We start from the raw sequence: 19499 nt of genomic DNA, 5'->3' as shown, positions 1-19499 counted from the left end.
TGCAAGAACATTATTTAGCGCAAGAAACTGTCTGCCGGGCATAAACAGTATCCGGTTGCCAAGACGTGGCATCCGCGGTTTCCTGTTCGCCAGTAATAATATTTTTTACTTCATCGTGAGATGACTCTGATTCAGTGCTATCAGCAGGGAACCACACATAAGGAATGCCGAGCTTGTCAGCATATTTTATTTGCTTACCAAGCTTTGCTGCGCTAGGAGCAACATCTGCTGCAATGCCTCGATCTCGTAAAGTTTTAGCAATAGCATTGCATGCAGGACGATCTTCTTCATTCCACACTGCAACAAGTACTGCAGCAGGAGAAACTCGAGAAACAGTAGCTCCTGCAGTGTGAAGCATATAAGAAAGCAGTCGAGACATGCCAATTGAAAGTCCTACGCCTGGATACTTCTTCTTGCCCTGTGAAACTAAATTATCGTAACGTCCACCAGAGCAAATTGAACCAAGAGATGCTGCATTGTCAAGGAAAGTTTCGTAAACAGAACCAGTATAGTAGTCAAGTCCACGAGCAATCTTCAAATCAGCAACAACAGCGCCTGGGCGAATACGTGCTGCTTCGTCTACAATCATTGCAAGAGTTTCAACACCTTGAGAAGCTAAAACGTAAGACTCGTTATCATCACTTCGAGAAATATTATGCTTATCGCATAATTCGTCGAAACGAGACTTCAACTCATCTCCTGTTTCGGCAGTAAGTTCAGCTAATTCTAAGCATGCATCAGCTTGAGAAGCCGTAGCGCCGCATTCTTTTACCAAAAGCTTGGATACTTCTTCAGCGCCAATTTTGTCTAGCTTATCGATTTCTCGAAGAACTCCCTCGATATCGCTTAATCCAATACCGCGATAAAAACCTTCAGAAAGCTTTCGATTGTTAGCATGAACAGTTGCCTTAGGAAGACCGAACTTACGTAAACGCTCAAGAGCTTCAACCATGACAAGTGGAAGTTCAACTTCGTAGTGTGAAGGTAATTCGCCATTTCCTACGACATCGATATCTGCTTGAACAAACTCACGGAAACGACCTTCTTGTGGACGCTCCCCTCGCCAAACTTTTTGCATTTGCCAGCGCTTAAATGGGAACGTCAAATCACCAGTATGCTCAACGACGTAACGGCTGAGTGGAACTGTTAAATCGAAATGTAAACCAATGCGTTCTTCTACAGGAGTGTCGGATTCGTGACCAACTTCTTGTAAACGCGATAATAAATAAATTTCTTTACTGGTTTCGCCTTTTTTTAATAAGCTTGAACCCTGTTCTACTGCACGCGTTTCAATTCCAATAAAACCGTTGAGTTCAAACACTTCTCTTAGTGTGTCAATTACTTGCTGTTCAACAGCGCGTTCACTAGGAAGCCATTCAGGGAAACCCGATATTGATGAGCCTTGTACCATGTCCACTATAATAGGTGGTGTTGCGGAAAAATCATGGCTTACCGTCATACTTATTCGTAACAATGTTACCGTGCATCTGCTGTAAGGAGTCGTCCCGTGACCGAACAGACTAAACCTGAAGAAACTACTAAAACTACTACCGCGCCAAAGCCAGTTGCTCCATCTCCAGCAAGCTTCGCGCATAAGACTCGTGTTGTTGCTCAAGCACCAACCATTTCTTATAGTGAAGAGGATATTAAAGCCGCAAAAACTTTTGGCCGTGTTGATGAAAATGGCACTGTTTACGTTACTGAAAACGGTGCTGAGCGTGAGGTTGGTCAATACTCCACTGGCACTCCTGAAGAAGCGTTGACTTTCTATATTCACCGTTATCTTGATTTGAAGATTAAGCTTGATCTTTTTGCTAAGCGCTTAGAAGCTTCCAATGTAAAAGCAAAAGAAATTGACGAAACGCTTAATACTTTGAAAGCTGAATTGGAAAATCCTGCTGCCGTAGGCGATATTGCTGCTTTACGTGCGCGACACGCCGAATTGACTGCAAAAGGTAATGAAAAGAAGGAAGCAATCGCTAAAGCTCGAAAAGAAGCTCTGGAAAAAGCTTTGAAAGAGCGTACAAATATTGTAGAACGTGCAGAATTGTTAGTAGCGCAAATGAATGAATCTACTAATTGGCGTGAATTAAACGATAAGCTACGTGCTTTATTTGACGAATGGCAGGAGCATCAGCGTACTACTATTCACTTGAATAAGTCTGATGCCGATGCTTTGTGGCAGCGTTTTTCAAAGGCTCGTTCTGCATTCTCTCAGGCTCGCAATTCTTGGGTTAAAGAACGTGAGCACGTGCGTAATACTGCTAAGCAGCTTAAGGAAGCTATTATTGCAGAAGCTGAAAGCTTAAAAGATTCAAAAGATTGGCGTGAAACTTCTATGAAGTTCAATGCTTTGATGGATCGTTGGAAGAAAGCTGGCAATGCTGGCCGCCAGCACGATGATGCTTTGTGGGCTAAGTTCCGCGAAGCTGCTGATGCTTTCTATCATGCTCGTCAAAATGACCGTGAAAAGGTTAATGCTGGAGAACACGAAAATCTTGCTAAGAAGGAAGCTTTGCTCGTAAAAGCAGAGGCTTTGTTGCCAGTAGAAAATGAAGAAGCTGCTAAGAAAGCTCGTAAGGCTTTGTCTCAGATTCAGGAAGAATGGGATGCTATTGGTTTCGTTCCTCGTGAAGATATGCGTCGTATTGAGTCTCGCTTAAACGACGTTGATAAAAAGATTAAGGCTGTTGAAGAAGCTGCTTGGCGTGAGGCTGATCCTGAAGCTAACGCTCGTAAGTCCAGTTTTGCTTTACAGTTGGAAGCACAACTAGAAGAGCTTAACGCTGCTATTGCTAAGGAAACCGATAATAAGCGTAAAGCTAAGTTGGAAGCTGAAAAGGCTACTAAAGAGCAGTGGTTGAACGCTGTTAAATAATTAGTTTTATAACTAACTAAAAGTATGGGGTCGCTTGATTTTAAGCAACCCCATACTTATTTTTTCGGCTGTATTTTTAAGCTTTATTTGCTTTAAGAGTTTTTTATTAAAGATTTAGCTAAATGAATAAAAGTATTAGCTAAATTAGAATCTGCCAATTTTCCATCTTCGGTTAGAACAGCAGGTCTCCCTGCTTCACCAGTTTCTCTAAGCGCAGGATCTAAAGGAAGTTGAGCTAAAAGAGGCACATTAGTGTCAAGAGCGTTACAAAGTTGTTCGCTTACTCTCCTTCCTCCTCCTGAACCAAATAATTCTAAGCGCTCGCCGTTATTTTCAAACCAGCTCATGTTCTCAACAACTCCGCGAACTTTTACAGGAATTTGCAAAGCCATAAGACCTGACCTAACTGCTACATCTGATGCGCTAGGCTGTGGAGTTGTTACTACAACAAGCTCTACGTTTGGTAAGGATTGCGCTACAGCTAATGCCATATCTCCTGTGCCTGGAGCTAAATCAAGAAGTAAAACATCAGGGTTGCCCCACCAAACATCTGAAAGAAACTGCTCTAAAGAACGTTGTAATCGTGGTCCTCTCCACAAAATAGCACGATCAGTTCCAGCAAACATTCCAATAGAAATAAGCTTTACTCCCCAAGCAACTACAGGCATAAGCATTCCGTTTAAATTTGTTGGTTGAGAATTAACTCCAAACATTCGCGGTAAAGAAAAGCCGTAAATATCGGCGTCAATAGCTGCAGTATCGTAACCTAATGCTGCAAAAGTTGCAGCTAAATTAGCAGTTATAGAAGATTTTCCAACTCCGCCTTTCCCAGAAGCTATAGCAAAAATTCTCGTGCGAGTGCCAGCTTTATTAAATGGATTTTCTTTGCGTTCAGCTTTTAAATCTGCAACCAACTTTTCTAATTTAGTTTTACTCATTGCAGTAGCGTTAACGTGCGGTATGAGTATTGCTTGAGGATATTTAGATATAGCTTCTTGAACTCGTCCTGTAATTACTTCTGCAAGAGGGCAATTTGGCACAGTAAGTTCAAGATTTATTTCTACATCATAAGCAAACTTTGTTGTATCAATGGTTTCAGCTTTTTCTATCACATGCACTCCGGTTACCATATTTAATTCGGTAACAGAGCGACCTAATTCTGGATCAATAACGCTACCCAGCAAATCGTAAACTTGTTTTTCGAGTTCACTTGTATTCATGCGTTATGATTCCTCAGCAATGAGATTTGGAACAGTATTATTTGCAATTTGTAGTATTTCTTCTAAGTTCCCAGTTTTTAAAAGAGTATTAAACTGTTGTTCGTTAAGCATAGGGATGCCAAGTTCTTGCGCTTTAGTTGCCTTGGATCCTGCATTTTCGCCTAGAATAACGCAATATGTGTTCTTGCTTACTGATCCTGATGCTTTGCCGCCTCTTGAGACTATAGCTTCTTTTGCGCTGTCTCTTGTAAATCCTTGCAAAGATCCTGTAACAACTATTGTTTTACCTACTAATGTTTGAGCGAAAGATGATGCTTCAACTTTCCCTACTACACCTGCTTCTTGCCACGATTTTAATACTTCAAATTGCCAATTAGTAGGGTCTTTAGCTTGTTGGAACCAGTTGTATACTGCTTGCGCAATTTCAGGACCAACTCCATCAATTTGTGTAAGTTCTTCAATAGATGCTTTGGAAATATTGTCTAAAGATCCAAAATTTGCCGCTATAAGACGTGCAGTTGGTGGACCTAGTCTACGAATAGATAAAGCAACCAAAACTCGCCACAGTGCTGCATTTTTGCCTTTTTGAGCTATTTCTTCAAGCATACTACGAGTAGTTTCAGAAGGTCTTGTATACCATGGCACATTTATTGTTTCTTTAGCGTTGTCGCTAGTTTTAGCATTTCTAGTAATGCGCTTATTTTTCCAAAGTACCACTTTAGCGTCAATTGGAACTTGGAATTTAGGATATTGAGGATCCCATTGTTCGTTTGGTGAAGTAGTTTTTTCGGGAGTTCCTTCTGCTTCGTAATTTGTAGATAACTTTGCTTCGATTGTGCGAGTCCAAAATGCTCTAACTTGATGCCAAAGACCAGATCCGCCTATTTTGCGTGTACGCTTTTTAAAGCTACCGTCTTTACTAACTTCTTTCCACTCTTCAACAAGAGGAATTTCTTTCCAAACCATTACATTTTGCAAATCGTCGGCAGTAATACTAAATAATCCAGCTTCATTTCTAAGTACTGGAGTTTGTGGTTCAGGTAGCGTTAAATCTGGTGCCGGTATATATGATTGTTGAGTTGCTCCTCGCTGAATTATAATTTTATCCATATCTGGGCAGTAAACTTCTGCAGTTGTAGGCCTGCAATCCTCAGGATTTGTAAGAGCTAGCGCAGCGTTATCGCCCAAATTTTCAATATCAAAAGCTTGTCTGGAAGCCAAGTGAATTATTCGTTCTGTAAGTTGAGCTGGGCAGTTTTCTACATTTGGGCAACGAATGTCTTTATCTCCCTCTTTTGCAGGAGCTAGCTTAGTTCCACAAGATGGGCAGTATTCTGGCATAACAAACTTTCTAAGTTCATTTTCTCGCCCTTCCCTAGCTTTAAGTACCGGTCCGACTAATTCTGGAATAACATCCCCAGCTTTACGAACTACGACAGTATCGCCAATTAGCACACCTTTATGTTCAACTTCGTAAGCATTATGAAGAGTTGTGCGAGAAATTGTCGATCCTGCTACAGTAACAGGTTCAAGAACAGCTACAGGAGTTACTCTTCCAGTTCTTCCAACCTGGACAATAATATCCTTCAAATAAGTATTAACTTCTTCAGGAGGATACTTGTATGCAATAGCCCATCGTGGAGCTCTAGAAGTAGCTCCTAGTTGATGCTGTAATGCTCTGTCATCAACTTTTACAACTATGCCGTCTAAAGCGTGCAAAATATTTGCCCTATGCTCTCCGTAATAGTCAATCATTTCTTCTATTTCAGAAAAATTTGTGACTTTTCTTGTGTACGGAGAAACAGGTATTCCCCACTGTTGATAGAGCTTATATGCGTCAGACTGATTAAATTTTGTTTCACTATTGTTATGGCTTGTATTTTCTTTCCAACGAAGCTCACCTAGTCCGTGTGCAAAAAAGCTTAATCGACGCGTGGCTGTAATTCGTGGGTCTTTTTGGCGCAAAGAGCCAGCTGCAGCGTTACGAGGGTTTGCAAAAGCAACTCGTCCAGCATTTTCTTGTTCATCATTTAATTTTCTAAAGTCTTCCCATTTCATAAAAACTTCGCCACGAATTTCCACGAACTCAGGAATATCGTCAGGATTGTCAGAATGAAGCTGTGTTGGTATTGCTTCAATCGTTCTTACGTTTAATGTAATATCTTCGCCAGTTACGCCGTCGCCTCTAGTAAGACCTTGTTCAAGAGTACCGTTGCGATAAATAAGATTTAAAGCAAGACCATCAATTTTTACTTCGCAAGTCATAGGAAGAGGTTTAGACTCATCCCATTGTAAATCGCGAATTACGCTGTTATACCAATCGTGTAATTCTTCAATTGAAAATACATCATCCAAACTCATCATTCGAGACGGATGCTTTACAGAAGTAAAATCGTTAGAAAAAGTTCCACCTACGCGATGTGTTGGGGATTGAGGAGTATCTAAAGTTGGGAAGGCAGCTTCTAAAGCACTTAGCGCTCGCATTCTTGCATCATATGCTGCGTCTGAACTAGTCGGAGAATCTTCTACGTAATAAGCAATTTGATCAGATTGTGCCCAAGCTGCCAATTTTGCCCAAAGTTTCGCAGCTTGCTCTATAGTAAGCGTCGCTGGCTGCAAGTTTCCAAGAGTCAACGCATCAGTGTCTGTTGGTTGAAGTTGAGCAATCCATGTATCTGTTTTTTGCGTATTTTCATGAGTCTTATTTTGCTCGTCAAAATCGTCAAAAAGAGTCCATTGTGCGTTTTTTGACTCGATATCATCGTGAGCCATACTCATGAAACCCCCTTCAAATCAGCTGTTGCTTTATATAGATTATGTCACTTACCATTTACGCATTTAATGAACGTAAGAACTGTGATTGTACTGCACCTTCACAATCGTCATTCAGTGACATTCGAATATGCGCTACACACAAAGTTCTTGCAATTACAAACATTCCATCGTCAACAGTTAGCTTTGCAGCTTTTCCAATAATATGATTTGCTTCAATATTAGGCCAGACAGGAATATCGTCACTCATAAAGCAATGTCTAACATCATCCATACTAGTAGGAGCTTTATAACACTGCGAGCGCATTCGTGATAATAACTCTTCTAGTTCCATTTGTAGCGGTTCTATTCTTCCTGGAGCTAAATAGTCTGCCATTCGGTAAGCGCTTGCTGCCAGAGTGAACTTGTCTTGCATCCAAGCTGCATAAGCTAATCTGTAGTATGCGAATGCTGCGTCGTCTTTGTCTAATGCGACTCGAAGTGCGTTTAGACATGCTGCTACTGTTGACGTCCAATCTTCTTGTTGCGATAACGCTGCTGCAAGTCGCAAATGCGATAATGCGTATGTTGGAGCATATGAAACCATTGTGTTTAAATGTTTTAACGCCGCATCATATTGATGTAGTTGTGAGAGCAAATCTGCTAATTCCATGTGGGCGTAGAATAATCCGTCTGGAATAAGTAGTGTTTGCTCGTCTGGTGTTGCGAATAAGCGGTTGTACACTACTCGTTCTGCATATGAATTAAAGTAACGTGGCACAGCATTATCTATTGTGAACATGGTGTCAAATTTTGCAATATTGTTCTCATAAGATTCTAATGCTTGTTTAATGTCGCCCTCTATGAGTTGTTCTTGGGCGTGTATGCGCATATCTCTTATATTTTGAGATGCTTTGAAATGAAGTTCCGGTATTGTAGTTTCGTCAATAAGTGAACGAGTTACTATATCTGCTTGGTTGTTAAGCTCTGGGTCGCCAATTTGTTCGATGATATTCATTGCTTCACGAGCTTTTTCAGCTGTTGTTAGCAATGGTTGTGAAGCAATATGATGAAAATCGGCGACTGCTTGCTGTAGCAAGTCTTCTCGTTGTATAGAAAGACCTTTAGCATGTTCTGTTCCGAGTATTTCTTCTTGTTCTTCGTTAAATAGTGTGTCTGAAAACTCTGGCTCTTCCTGTGCACCGTTAGGCGAGAAGCAAGTGTCATGCAAATCGAATGATGGTTCTACAGTGTTAAGCTTGCAATTTTCGTTTAAGCTTATACGCGCGTTAGATTTTTTGTAGAATTCTATAGGATTTCGTAATCCGTGCGAGCGAATATGTTTTACGAAATTGTCACGTTCGAAAGTGACGGTCATTAAAGTTCGCACTTCTGGCGGTTCGCTAAATGCTGCTAAAGGATTTGTGTTATTTGTGTTGTTTGCGTTGTTTTCATTGTTTCCGGCTGCCATCGCGCTTGTTAAATCATCGCTATGCTCATCTACTAATGATTGCGCAGCTTCTACAACATCAGCAAACGGTAGGTGTTGCAAATCTTGCAACTTAGAAGGGTCGCCATGAATGTCTCCATCTTTTGGCTCACCTTTTTCGTGCGTCGTACTATTGTTATCAATTCTATTTAGTGCTCTTAGCGTACGATTTAGTAGATTGCTAATAGCGCTATCTTGTGCAGCAACCATTTCTTCTAAACCTATAGAGTCAAGTCTAATAGAAACTTGCTGTATTTTATCGCTAATACCAAAAGCGAGAGTTGCAAGCATAATTCCAATTCTCAAATTGTAATTTACTGAAATATTGGACTTTTCGCTATCGCTATACTCATGCCACTTATTTTTATGAGTATCGTAGATACTTCTTGGCATTAGTGATGATCCTGTTGCTGTAAAAGCTAATGCAACTTTCCCATCTCCTAAATTAGAGCGAAAATCTGCATCAAAACGGAACGGTAAATACAAGCTACGAATAAGTTCAGCTAAAGATTGGCGATACAACCACTCTCCTGCTTCAGTCTGTTTTAAATACGATGCAGACTGTTGGCACTTGCGAGCTTTGCGCCATAAATGCATTAATGGGCGAATACAGTCATCTTGCGTAGGATCTCCGAAACTTTGCATTCCTAAATCTTCGCTAGCAATAAAAGCTGGATCTTCAATAAATGAGTTATCGATAGCACAAATGCGCTCGCAAGTAATATTATCTTCTAAACTTTTACCACCTTGCGATGCGTTTGCTTGAATGCATTGATAAATTGCTTGTAGTCTGTTTAATGCACCTTCAATGCGCAACACTTTCAAAGCTGCAGAAGGCTCTAATGAATCATCCCAAATCAAGTAATGTGCTGAAGTTTTCTGTGCAGGTTGTAAGTGTAATCTTTCCGCTGCATGGACTGCTTCTAGACTGTGAGTTTGCTCTAATGCTCCAACGTCGCGCATGACGCGTTCGTAGTATTCTTCCAAACCGGAAACTCTAAAACCTTCTTTGCGCGCAGTTTTAATATCGGAAACGCTTCTTCTTATTGCGCCAAGAGGAGCTTCTGTATGCAAGCGGTGTAATACGTGAAAATATCCAAAACCAACTAATGATTGGTGTAAATCTGGCACAAAAAAAGTCGCAAAAAATACTGTAGCAATAGCGTCTTCATATGAAAGATTGCATCTAAAATCGTCACTCAACGATACGCGTGTGCCTTCGATAGTATATTTTTTATGCTTTCCATTGTTTAAGCAGATCCATGAAGCAACTTGATGTAAGCCATCATCTAAAGAAACTTGCATAACAACATCGCCATAGACAAAAGGCTTATCGTTAATGTTTTGTTTTGCGTATGAGCTTGAAGTATTCTTATTTACTTTCTTTTTTCGTAAATTTTTAAATACGTTTTGTAGTTGTTTTGTAAAGTTATGTGATGCTTGTATTTGCTTAGATCCATAGAATCTAGTTTTGTTATATAGATTAAAAGACCCTTGCTCAATAAATGACAATTGTGGTATGCGCTCAATTGCTTCTACAGGAGTTACTTTATCTCCTGTGTAAACTCTCCCATCTTTGTCTGCGATTGCAAGTTGACGAAAATGTTTTCCATCATCTTTGCATAAACCTAGCGCAATTCCAAATAGTTTCCCAGGGATTTTAAACCAAGCTAGTTGGGTATTTGCTGGAAGTCCTGGAAAATCACAAAAAATACGGTGTTTAGAAAAAGTAGGAATGGAAGTAATTTCGCCTTGTTGCCATAAGGAATCAATAGCGTCTGACATGATTGACATACGATCTTCTTTAGAGTGTGTCTGCTCGGTAGATTGCACGTCTTCAGCCATAATCCCCATTCTTTCAAGTCGTTGACATAATGCAAGTTGCGTTCGTAAGCATTCAGCATTTAATCTTGTGCGCTGACTGCACTCGTCACATCATAGTTCAGTATATAAGTAGTATATAGGAAACGCATGTTCGATGTGTGAATGTTGCAGAATTGTGGATATTTTATTTTCAAATGGAGCGGACAACGGGACTCGAACCCGCGGTCTCAACCTTGGCAAGGTTGCGCTTTACCAACTAAGCTATGTCCGCAAACAAGTGAATACCTTATATCATTTTCATAAAAAGTGCAAATTAGGTATGTCGCAAGCCTTACAAGTACTGGCTGCACTTGTAAGGCTTACTTGTTTCAGATTTTCAGTGTTTTAAGTTGAAGACTTATTTTATTTGTTTGCTTACTTGCTTTCGTCATCGCGCTTTGGAGAAGATGGTGTTGCACCCTTTTCAAGCACTCGACCTGGACCTGCAAGATAAGCTGCGCGGCCTGCTTCAATGCCAAGCTTGAATGCTTTAGCCATAAGCACAATATCGTTTGCAGTAGCAACTCCAGTATTTGCCATTACAGCTGCAGCACCCATTTCCATTGCTTCAGCAGCCTGGCTTGGAACGCCAATGCCAGCATCGACAATAACAGGAAGATCGATTTCGTCGATAATAAGCTGAATAAACTTCTTAGTTTCAAGACCCTTGTTAGAGCCAATCAAAGAGCCGAGAGGCATAATTGCAGCAGCTCCAGCGTCGCGCATTGCCTTAGCAAAGTACAAATCTGGATACATGTAAGGAAGAACAGTAAAGCCTTCGTCAGCCAAAATCTTTGTTGCTTGCAAAGTAGCTTCATTGTTTGGCAACAAATACTTGCGATCAGGAATAATCTCAAGCTTGATGAAGTTTCCGCAACCCATTTCGCGAGCAATATGTGCAGTGTTAACTGCTTCCTCTACAGTTACGCATCCGCTAGTATTAGGCAAAATGGTAACGCCTTCTGGAATATGCTTTAAAATTCCTGCAGCTTTCTCGCTATAACGAATTGCTACAGTAATCATTTCAGCTTTAGCACTATTTACTGCGGCATCAATAAGCTCCTCAGAATACTTTCCAGAACCCAAAATGTATCGAGAAGTAAACTTCTTACCACCTAATTCTAAATAATCTTCATTCTCCATAATTTCCTCCATTTTTTATCCATTTCAACGCTTCTAACGCTTCTAAACTTGCGATAATCGAAACATAAGGCAAATACAAGCCTTCTTCAGGAGAAGACTTAAAATCACCTACTAAGCACACGTTTGAAAGATGCTTAATTTTTACGTTCTTAATATCTCCTAGTCCAGATAAGCCAGAAGCGGTAATAACATATTTGTTAGGATGATTCATGAAATAGTCAAGAACCATTGCTTTTGATTCGCGATTGTCGAATGCTTCAATAAACAAGTCGGAGCGCTCAGCAATCTCATCTAACGATTCCGGCGTAACTTTTTGTACGAAAGCTTCTACTTCAACGTATGGCAAAGTTTCATTAAGCCGCGCTTTAGTAGCAGATACTTTGTGTTGTCCAATTTCGTTAATCGTATAATTTTGACGGTTTAAATTCGAATACTCGATACTGTCAAAATCGTAAATGTACAACTTTTTTACGCCGGCTCGCGCAAGCATTAACGCAATATTTGATCCCAAACCGCCGCAGCCAAGTATTGAAACTGATTGTTGAGCAAACAAATCATTATCTTCCTTTAGCTGACGTTTAAGAACTTTTGCGCGAATATCGTCACTTTCCATTCATCCTCCTCCCATAATGCTAAATACTTCAATTTTTGCGTTATCTTTAACTATGAAAGTTTCAAAATCTTTGCGTTTTACTAATTCACCATCAACTTCTATTGCAACAAAAGTACTGTCGTAACCTTCGCGCTTAAGTAGTTCAAGTAAATTCTCGTTCTCAACATAATCCACAGTATCGTGATTAAGTTTCAGCACACTTACCTCCTTTCTGTAGAATATGCTTTAAGTTTTGAATATTACGTTAAATATTCTATCTAAGCCTTAGCAGGATGAAGAATAAACTTGCCCTTGAAGCCTTTGCAAACGCCATTTTCTTTGCTGTAAATTTCTTCGCCGCGAAGCAAAGTTCTTACCACCTGGCAGCCAATAGTGCGACCAACGTATGGGCTGAACTTGTTTCGATACTCAAGGTCTTCAGCTTTAAGAACATAAGGAGCATTTGGTTTAATGAATGCAAGATCTGCGTCATAACCCAAACGTATGCTGCCTTTTCCTTTCAAATCGAAGCGTTTTGCAGAATTGCTGGAATTCAATGCCACAAATTGAGTCAACGACATTCCGCGCTTTTGCACAGCTTCATCAAAGAACACATCAACATCGTTTTGAACGCTACCAATACCACCCCAAGCTGTGAAAGCATCATCAGTTTGCTTCAAACTCAAAGGAGCTGGCGAATGGTCGGAAACAATGAAGTTAATAGAACCGTCAAAAACCTTTTCCCACAAGCCATTCTGGTTTTCCTTGTCACGAATTGGCGGAGTGCACTTAGCGATATTTCCAATTTCGTCAAGCTCAGAAGTGTCGAAATACAGGTAATGGTTGCAAGTTTCGCAGCTTACGTCTACGCCATTCTTACGAGCGTCAGCAACAGCTTGAGCGCCTTCCGGTGAAGAAACATGAACAATATGAATTCTGCATCCAGTTTCTTTAGCAAAAAGACAAGCGCGTTCAATCGCTTCAACTTCAGTGAAAACAGGTCTGGTTGCTACGAACTCAGAAAGTTTTCTAGCTCCCATTTGATGAGCTTTCTTTCCAAGCTGGTCTGTAATAGGAGCGTTTTCGCAATGCATAATCAAAATTTTGCCGGTTTTTGCAATCTGCTGCATACCGGTGTAGAGGGAATAATCGTCGCAATTATACAAATCAACTTGCAAATCCTTGTCACCAGTAGTGCCGAGGAATGCTTTGTAATTAACGACACCCTGCTTATCTTGCTCGCATATTCCACCGTTTAGATTTTGCGGCTCCAAACCACCAGTTTGACCAACATCAACCTTGAGCTTTCCGTCGGCTTCTTCAAGCACTGCTTCAAATGACTTTCCATCAGTAGTAGCAGGAATCTGATTGCAAGGCATTTGCAGCATTGTAGTAATACCGCCTTTTGCGCCGGCAGAAGTTGCTGTTACAAAACCTTCCCAATCGTCGCGAACGCCGCCGCCTGGAGCGTTAATATGAACATGAGAATCAACTTTTCCAGGAACAACTATTAAATCAGTTGCGTCAATAGTTTTATCGGCTGTAAAGTTGCTTCCAAAAGCGGCAAACTTGCCGTCTTTAATTGCTATATCGGCTTTAGTTGCTTCATTATCGAATACAACCAAACCGTTTGTGATTACTACATCGTAGTTCATATTATTTCCTTTCTTTAGCCATTGTTGGCTGAAAAACTTTTGATAGTAATATTTGACACACGAAGCCTACAGCGCATCCCACAATCCATGAGATTTGAGTAAGCGGTGAAAGTAGAGGAATTATCTGCCCGGAAAGAGCAAATAAAAGCCCAAGTATCGTAGAAGTATAAGATATCCAGTTAGTTCCAGAATAGGCAGATTTTGACGAGCTATTTGTATCGTAATAAATTTGATCAAGATCAATATGCGTGCGCTTTACTACGTAATAGTCGGCAAGTAGAACACCTGCAATAGGGCCTAAAAGCATACCAATAAGATTCAAGAAGCCTGTAATATTAGCCATAAACTTCCACGGCATTAACACAGTGCTTACAAGAGCTGCAATAACTACGCCACGCTTATAATTTACAAATCGCGGAGCTAAAGCAGTTAGCTGGTATGCTGCAGGAACAATATTGCCAGTAGCATTTGTGCAAACTGTAGTAAGTAGAAGCAACCCAGTAGCTATTGCAATTGCAGGAAGACTATCCCACTTGTTTATGATAACAAGAACATCTGTAATAGTTTCATGGTAAAAAAGCGATCCGCCCACTAAAATAACTACGCTTGTAAAAGCAAAAAGCGCGTAACTCAGCAAGAAGCTAGCAATTTGACCTTTTAGTTGAGCCATAGTTGACTTTGCGTTTTGCGTAAAATCAGCAATAGAAACGGCAGGAGCAGCCCAAACGCCCAGTACAGAATTTACAACCATCATCATGAAAAGCCCAAGACCGTAATTAGTTGGCGCTTGAACAGTAGCATGATATTGCATGATTGCAGATAAACCACCAGCACAGCTAATAGCCCATACGCTCATGCAACCAAAAACAACGTAAATAAGTGGGCTTAATACTACAGTTAGCTTATTAAGAGTCTTTCCTCCGCCTAAACCAATCGCCAAATTAAGCAACCAAAATATTGCGAAGGAAATAATAATAGGTATGTGCGAACCTACAAATGGTATTTTGTTTCCAAAAGTAAGAAACTCAGGGCAAATTTTGCCAACTAGAATCTCTAAAGCTTTCGCACCTATATATGTTTGAATTCCATACCAGCATATTGCAGCAACTACTCCCCTGAGGAATCCTGGTAGTTGAGCGCCTGCTTTTCCGTATGTTGCTCGCAAATGCATAGAAAACGGTATGCCGTATTTGGAACCTACAACACCGTTAGCAACCATGACAATTGCTGTAAGAATTGCGCCAAGCATGATACCAATCATTACGTAAATTGGAGAGTATCCCATTAAAAGGAATGCGCCAACTGCAGCATAATTAGGAATATTGTGTACAGACTGCATCCACAAAGTGCAGAAATTAAGAGCGCTCATTGTGCGTTTTTCTTGCGGCTTTGGCAGTAAATCTTCGTTAGTGTAGCCGCGCTCGCGGTAACAGTCCAAGTTTTTACTAGCTACTGGCTCATCTTGTAGCAGTTTACTAATTTGCATGCGCACCTCCTTACTTTTCTTGTTTGTAAATTTGATTCTTTTTGTGTTTTGAGTTTTGAGTTTTTTTGAAAGTAATAATCGCAACTTTGCTCAAAAATAAAAAAAGATACGAAAGGATGTCGTACCCGTGGTGGTGCGCCCCTTCGTATCAGCCTCTTATTCGTGAATAAGCGTTGTACTCTCATTCGATATTCACTTTTCTTCGCTGCGATTAATTAAGCAGTGAAGTTTGCATCGTATATGCCTTTTGTATCCTTCCTAAATTTCTATTTTTTGATTTTCGTTTGGTTTTCGTTATCTTTTTAGTTGGTTTTTTTAGTTAGTCCTCATAAGCCAAACTATGCAGAGCATCTCGTAAAAGCTTTACTCCGTGAACAGCGTCTTGCGGATCTGTGTACTCTTCTGGAGCGTGACTAATACCATCTTTTGAAGGAACAAAAATCATTCCGGATTTTACAAACGGAGCAAAAATTTGCGTATCTTGACCAGCACCTGAATGCATGACTCTGTACGCATAACCTTGCTTATTAGCTTGATCTTTCAAAAGATTAATAATATCGTCGCTAAGTGGTGTAGGATCGTCAGACATCCACTTATCGATCTGCGCTGTAATGCCATAAGACTTGGCAGTTTCGTGAATATCCTCGTCGAGTTCCTGCAAGAATTTATCAAGAAAAGCTTTATCTGTATGACGGCAGTTCATTGAAAAAGTAACTTCTCCAGGAACAATATTTACTTGATTTGGAACTACGCTGATTCTACCGAAAGTAAGTACCAGTGGGTCGCCTGCTTGCTTGGCTTTGTCAAGATTCTTGGCGATTATATGAGACATGCAATCTACTGCATCGTGCCTGTAGGACATCATTGTTGTGCCAGCGTGATTTTGTACGCCTTTAAGATGAATATCCCAACGGTGCTGACCGGCAATGCTAGTGATAATACCTAAATCTTCGTGATTGCTGTAAAGCGTTGGTCCCTGCTCAATGTGTAGCTCAATCCAGGCTTCAAGATTTGCGAACTTAGGTTGAGTTGTTTGATAATTGAACCCAGCTTCACGCATTGCTGTTTCGAAAGGAACACCTTCACTGTCGCAAATATTTTCTACGTCCTCTTTTTTGGCTAGCCCGAAGAAATTCTTTGAACCCCAGAATACGTATGGGAAACGTGAGCCTTCCTCTTCTGCTAAGCAGATAATGCGAAGACTTTTCTTTGGCTTTCCATATCTAGTAAGTAAATTCTTAATTGCTAAATAGGCTGCAACTATTCCAAGTTGGCCGTCAAAACGACCTCCTCTTGAAACTGTGTCAATATGCGATCCGCAAGCTATTATGCTTTCTGGTTTTTCGCATCCTTCAACAGTTGCAATTAGGTTTCCAACTTGGTCGAATTCCACAGTCATACCGAGTTTTTCAAATCGTTGACGAAGAGCAAAAAGAGCCTGTTTCCAAGATTTTGTGTAAAGAGGTCGAGTAACTCCTTGTTCTCCTGGTTTTTCTGTGAATCCTGCAAGCCAGCTTATGGCCGATTCTATAGTTTCAGCACTTATGCTGCTATCGATCATGTGCAGTATTCCTCCTCACTTGTGCAAGTTTTCCCAAAAGTGACATTCAGGCGGATATTTTTTTGGTTTTGGTGTTTGGTTTTTAGTTTTTAATTGTTTTTTAAATCTTTTTTTAATTGTTTAGTTGATACTCGTGTAATTGCTACTACTTTGTGGCAACGCAAGATGTCACGAAAATCGTGACAGAAAGAAATCACTTATTGTAATTGCTCCCTACGCATGTCTTAACAAAACAGGTTCAAAGGGTGTTTCTCAACTGTTTCCAGTACCCCTGCAATTTTCACTTGTACTCGGACGAGTATAGCACGATATTAAATGAACTCAAAATGAACATTAGTATGTGTGTTTCTGTGAAGAAATGATTGGTTGATTGATTGACTGGCTGGTTGATTGGTTGATTTGTTGACTGATATGAGATATTGCTTCCATTTGTGGTTGCAGGTATGTTCGGCTGCAAAAAATTTTCATATGTAAGTTAGGAAATAAAAAATAGCCAGATAACAAAAAACGCAGTGCTTCTACACTGCGAACATATTGTGGGTGATATAGGAATCGAACCTATGACCCCTTCCGTGTGAAGGAAGTGCGCTAGCCGCTGCGCCAATCACCCAAAATTTTTTAATTATGTGTGAAAGGCAATCCTTTCGAGTGGGCGATACAAGGTTCGAACTTGTGACCCCTTCCGTGTCAGGGAAGTGCGCTACCACTGCGCCAACCGCCCGGTTGTGTATTAAGCTAACCCGCTTAATCGAGGTGGGTACGAGAGTCGAACTCATCTATACGGCTTTGCAGGCCGCTGCCTAACCGCTTGGCTAACCCACCGTAAGGTCGAATAACTCATCGGACCTAGAGCGGACAACGGGACTCGAACCCGCGGTCTCAACCTTGGCAAGGTTGCGCTTTACCAACTAAGCTATGTCCGCAATGCAACTTTACTGAACAATGTCAGCTCCGAAGCACGAGTAACTACTATACCCGAAATATTTACAAATGCAAGCCCTCGCCTATTTTGGCGTGTCGTTTGGTGGTGTTTTGGGGGAATGACCAGCTCTTTTGTAATAGTTAATTTTCCCGTTTTCTACTATGCAAACGCAATTCAGCTTCGTATCTTTTCTAGATAAACGTTTTTGAACAATAGTATTTATTGAATCATTTGTTACATTGGATATTATAAAAAATAAAGCTATAATGAAAATAACGCGAGGGCCTCGCAGCTGCCGTTTACGTCAGATTGTTAGTCGAGGGGTCCCTCGCAATTTTCATTTTAAGTGTTTTTTTAATATAAGATTTATTCATCTTCGTCGTAATCTGCAGAATGTTGACGACGTTGGATCCCTAGTTATCTGCCATTTCGTTATATAAATCAAGATAGTCATCGTCAATAAGATTGTATGTTTCAACAATAAGATTGCAAGGAGTATCTTGCTGTTCCCATGCAAAACTTAAGTAATCTGCTAATGCTTCATAAGACTCTCCTGCGCATGTAGCATTACTAGCTGCTTCTTTGCAATCTTCATTCATGTATGGCTCAGCATAGGGACGAAGTTTTTCAGCCATGTCATAATAAATTTTCTGCATGTTCATTAGCTTTTAACTCCTCTCTTATCTTCTATAACTGTGAACGCAGTATTAACACGCACACTTTTTCTTTTCTTCACTCAACCTTTGAAGAAAATATTGAAAATGGTACTCCTCAGACTAATGTTCCAGTCTTGAAAGCTGGTTGTCGAGGATCACACGCGCATTAAGATCACCCCCCCCCCCATAGGTGAAAAAGACGATTCCAGTCAACCTAAATGGCTATAACTTCTAGGAATCACACACATATTCAGAAAGGATCTAAAGTGCCATGGCGCGTCATTGTCAAGAGGACGAAAAGGAAAACCGCCCTTGCGCCACGGCTTTGCTAGGCTATCACTATACATATCGAATGTAAACACATTTGCATAAATCTTTGTGTAGAACAACTGACTTTGTTAGTTTTACGAAGTCAGTCCTCGCTTGCATTGAAAGCACAGTGCGCTTTCAACTTTGAGCAAGCTTGGCATTCTAAAGTGCTTTCGCGCGCTTTGTAGGAGCTTGAAATCAATGGGATTGCAAGCTCCCAAATCAGCCGCTACGAAGCCGTAAGGAATAATCGCTCAAGCAGGTCGTATAGTGTTTGAGATTTATATGTTGTGTTTTACAGTAATTGTTAAAGTGTTCGCACTTTATTACGCTTGCTATAAAACACGCATTGCCTTCGCGAGCTATGCTTTAACTATTCAGTTATGTCATAGCGCTCGGCAATGCGTGACCATACTCACAATTATTGACGTCACCTATAAAGTGTTTGCAATCATTGGCGTCATAATTACTTCAATAGCCGCGCTATATGCCATAAAGAAAGGCAAGTAGCGGATTGCATGGAGCGTAGCTAGCACCTGCGCTCTGTGCTTTCCTTTAGTATATCATAGAAAATGTAGAAATGAAATTTTTTAATAAAAACCCTTATGGTGTTGATATCACCCCCGCGTATGCGGGAAAGACATATCTGACGGCTTCACAGTGCCGCGCCTGTAAGGATCACCCCCGCGTATGCGGGAAAGACATTAAACCAAGTCCAAGAGTAGAACGCGTCTTAGGATCACCCCCGCGTATGCGGGAAAGACCTGGCGAGTTCTCATTGCAGGCGTCGGCGAAGAGGATCACCCCCGCGTATGCGGGAAAGACCCTATGAGCCGTAAAAATGCAACGACGTAATCCGGGATCACCCCCGCGTATGCGGGAAAGACAATGTCATTTGGATTTTTGCCTTCTGCGATGAGGGATCACCCCCGCGTATGCGGGAAAGACCCAAACCAAGCAGTGCGCTCCAAGAC

General features: G+C 40.8%; 12 protein-coding genes, 5 tRNA genes, 1 CRISPR repeat array and 1 riboswitch (1 of these 19 only partly in view). Of the genes, 1 reads left to right on the top strand and 16 read right to left on the bottom strand.

Annotated elements, in window-relative coordinates; genetic code table 11:
- Positions 1 to 10 precede the first annotated feature (10 nt).
- Positions 11 to 1411, bottom strand: coding sequence for a histidine--tRNA ligase (gene hisS / locus HXT50_RS01805; protein WP_004106651.1), 1401 nt, complete (start codon positions 1409 to 1411; stop codon positions 11 to 13).
- A gap of 96 nt (positions 1412 to 1507) precedes the next feature.
- Here hisS and HXT50_RS01800 point away from each other — a divergent pair, with 96 nt between their 5' ends.
- Positions 1508 to 2878: a DUF349 domain-containing protein gene (locus tag HXT50_RS01800; RefSeq protein WP_004574246.1), complete on the top strand. Its 1371-nt coding sequence runs from the start codon at positions 1508 to 1510 to the stop codon at positions 2876 to 2878.
- Between the two features lie 92 nt (positions 2879 to 2970).
- Here the strand turns inward: HXT50_RS01800 and HXT50_RS01795 are convergent, their stop codons facing one another.
- The 15 genes from HXT50_RS01795 to HXT50_RS01725 form a co-directional block, all read right to left on the bottom strand.
- Positions 2971 to 4098: an Mrp/NBP35 family ATP-binding protein gene (locus HXT50_RS01795; protein ID WP_004574245.1), complete on the bottom strand. Its 1128-nt coding sequence runs from the start codon at positions 4096 to 4098 to the stop codon at positions 2971 to 2973.
- 3 nt (positions 4099 to 4101) lie between these two features.
- A complete protein-coding gene (gene ligA, locus HXT50_RS01790; RefSeq protein ID WP_421777140.1) occupies positions 4102 to 6870 on the bottom strand; it encodes an NAD-dependent DNA ligase LigA in 2769 nt (922 codons plus the stop codon).
- A 58-nt stretch (positions 6871 to 6928) separates the two neighbouring features.
- The gene (locus tag HXT50_RS01785; protein ID WP_421776959.1) at positions 6929 to 10183 is read right to left on the bottom strand and encodes a tetratricopeptide repeat protein; all 3255 of its coding nucleotides are present in this window, start codon (positions 10181 to 10183) and stop codon (positions 6929 to 6931) included.
- 174 nt (positions 10184 to 10357) lie between these two features.
- Positions 10358 to 10433: transfer RNA gene (locus HXT50_RS01780), tRNA-Gly, on the bottom strand.
- Positions 10434 to 10576: 143 nt separating this feature from the next.
- The gene (locus HXT50_RS01775; protein ID WP_004108959.1) at positions 10577 to 11344 is read right to left on the bottom strand and encodes a thiazole synthase; all 768 of its coding nucleotides are present in this window, start codon (positions 11342 to 11344) and stop codon (positions 10577 to 10579) included.
- A complete protein-coding gene (gene thiF, locus HXT50_RS01770; protein WP_004106663.1) occupies positions 11334 to 11957 on the bottom strand; it encodes a sulfur carrier protein ThiS adenylyltransferase ThiF in 624 nt (207 codons plus the stop codon). Before thiF ends, HXT50_RS01775 begins: the two co-directional genes overlap by 11 nt.
- The gene (thiS, locus tag HXT50_RS01765; protein ID WP_004106666.1) at positions 11958 to 12155 is read right to left on the bottom strand and encodes a sulfur carrier protein ThiS; all 198 of its coding nucleotides are present in this window, start codon (positions 12153 to 12155) and stop codon (positions 11958 to 11960) included.
- A gap of 59 nt (positions 12156 to 12214) precedes the next feature.
- Positions 12215 to 13591 (bottom strand): allantoinase AllB, encoded by a 1377-nt coding sequence (gene allB / locus HXT50_RS01760; RefSeq protein WP_421776958.1) that lies wholly within the window; start codon positions 13589 to 13591, stop codon positions 12215 to 12217.
- A 1-nt stretch (position 13592) separates the two neighbouring features.
- Complete coding sequence (allW, locus tag HXT50_RS01755; RefSeq protein ID WP_421776957.1) at positions 13593 to 15077, bottom strand: allantoin permease; 1485 nt, start codon at positions 15075 to 15077, stop codon at positions 13593 to 13595.
- A gap of 319 nt (positions 15078 to 15396) precedes the next feature.
- Complete coding sequence (locus HXT50_RS01750) at positions 15397 to 16638, bottom strand: hydantoinase/carbamoylase family amidase (protein WP_119522786.1); 1242 nt, start codon at positions 16636 to 16638, stop codon at positions 15397 to 15399.
- Positions 16639 to 16831: 193 nt separating this feature from the next.
- Positions 16832 to 16921: riboswitch (TPP riboswitch) on the bottom strand.
- Positions 16922 to 17175: 254 nt separating this feature from the next.
- A tRNA-Val gene (locus HXT50_RS01745) sits at positions 17176 to 17248 on the bottom strand.
- Between the two features lie 39 nt (positions 17249 to 17287).
- Positions 17288 to 17359 (bottom strand) — tRNA-Val (locus HXT50_RS01740).
- Positions 17360 to 17389: 30 nt separating this feature from the next.
- Positions 17390 to 17460: transfer RNA gene (locus HXT50_RS01735), tRNA-Cys, on the bottom strand.
- 28 nt (positions 17461 to 17488) lie between these two features.
- Positions 17489 to 17561, bottom strand: a tRNA-Gly gene (locus HXT50_RS01730).
- Between the two features lie 412 nt (positions 17562 to 17973).
- Positions 17974 to 18222, bottom strand: coding sequence for a hypothetical protein (locus HXT50_RS01725; RefSeq protein WP_421776956.1), 249 nt, complete (start codon positions 18220 to 18222; stop codon positions 17974 to 17976).
- Between the two features lie 917 nt (positions 18223 to 19139).
- Positions 19140 to 19499: a CRISPR direct-repeat array (repeat unit 28 nt; unit sequence GGATCACCCCCGCGTATGCGGGAAAGAC); it runs 35 nt beyond the window's last position.

This window comes from Gardnerella sp. KA00243 (genome assembly GCF_049244105.1).
Lineage (GTDB): Bacteria > Actinomycetota > Actinomycetes > Actinomycetales > Bifidobacteriaceae > Bifidobacterium > Bifidobacterium leopoldii.
This window is presented reverse-complemented; position numbering and strand designations above follow the sequence as displayed.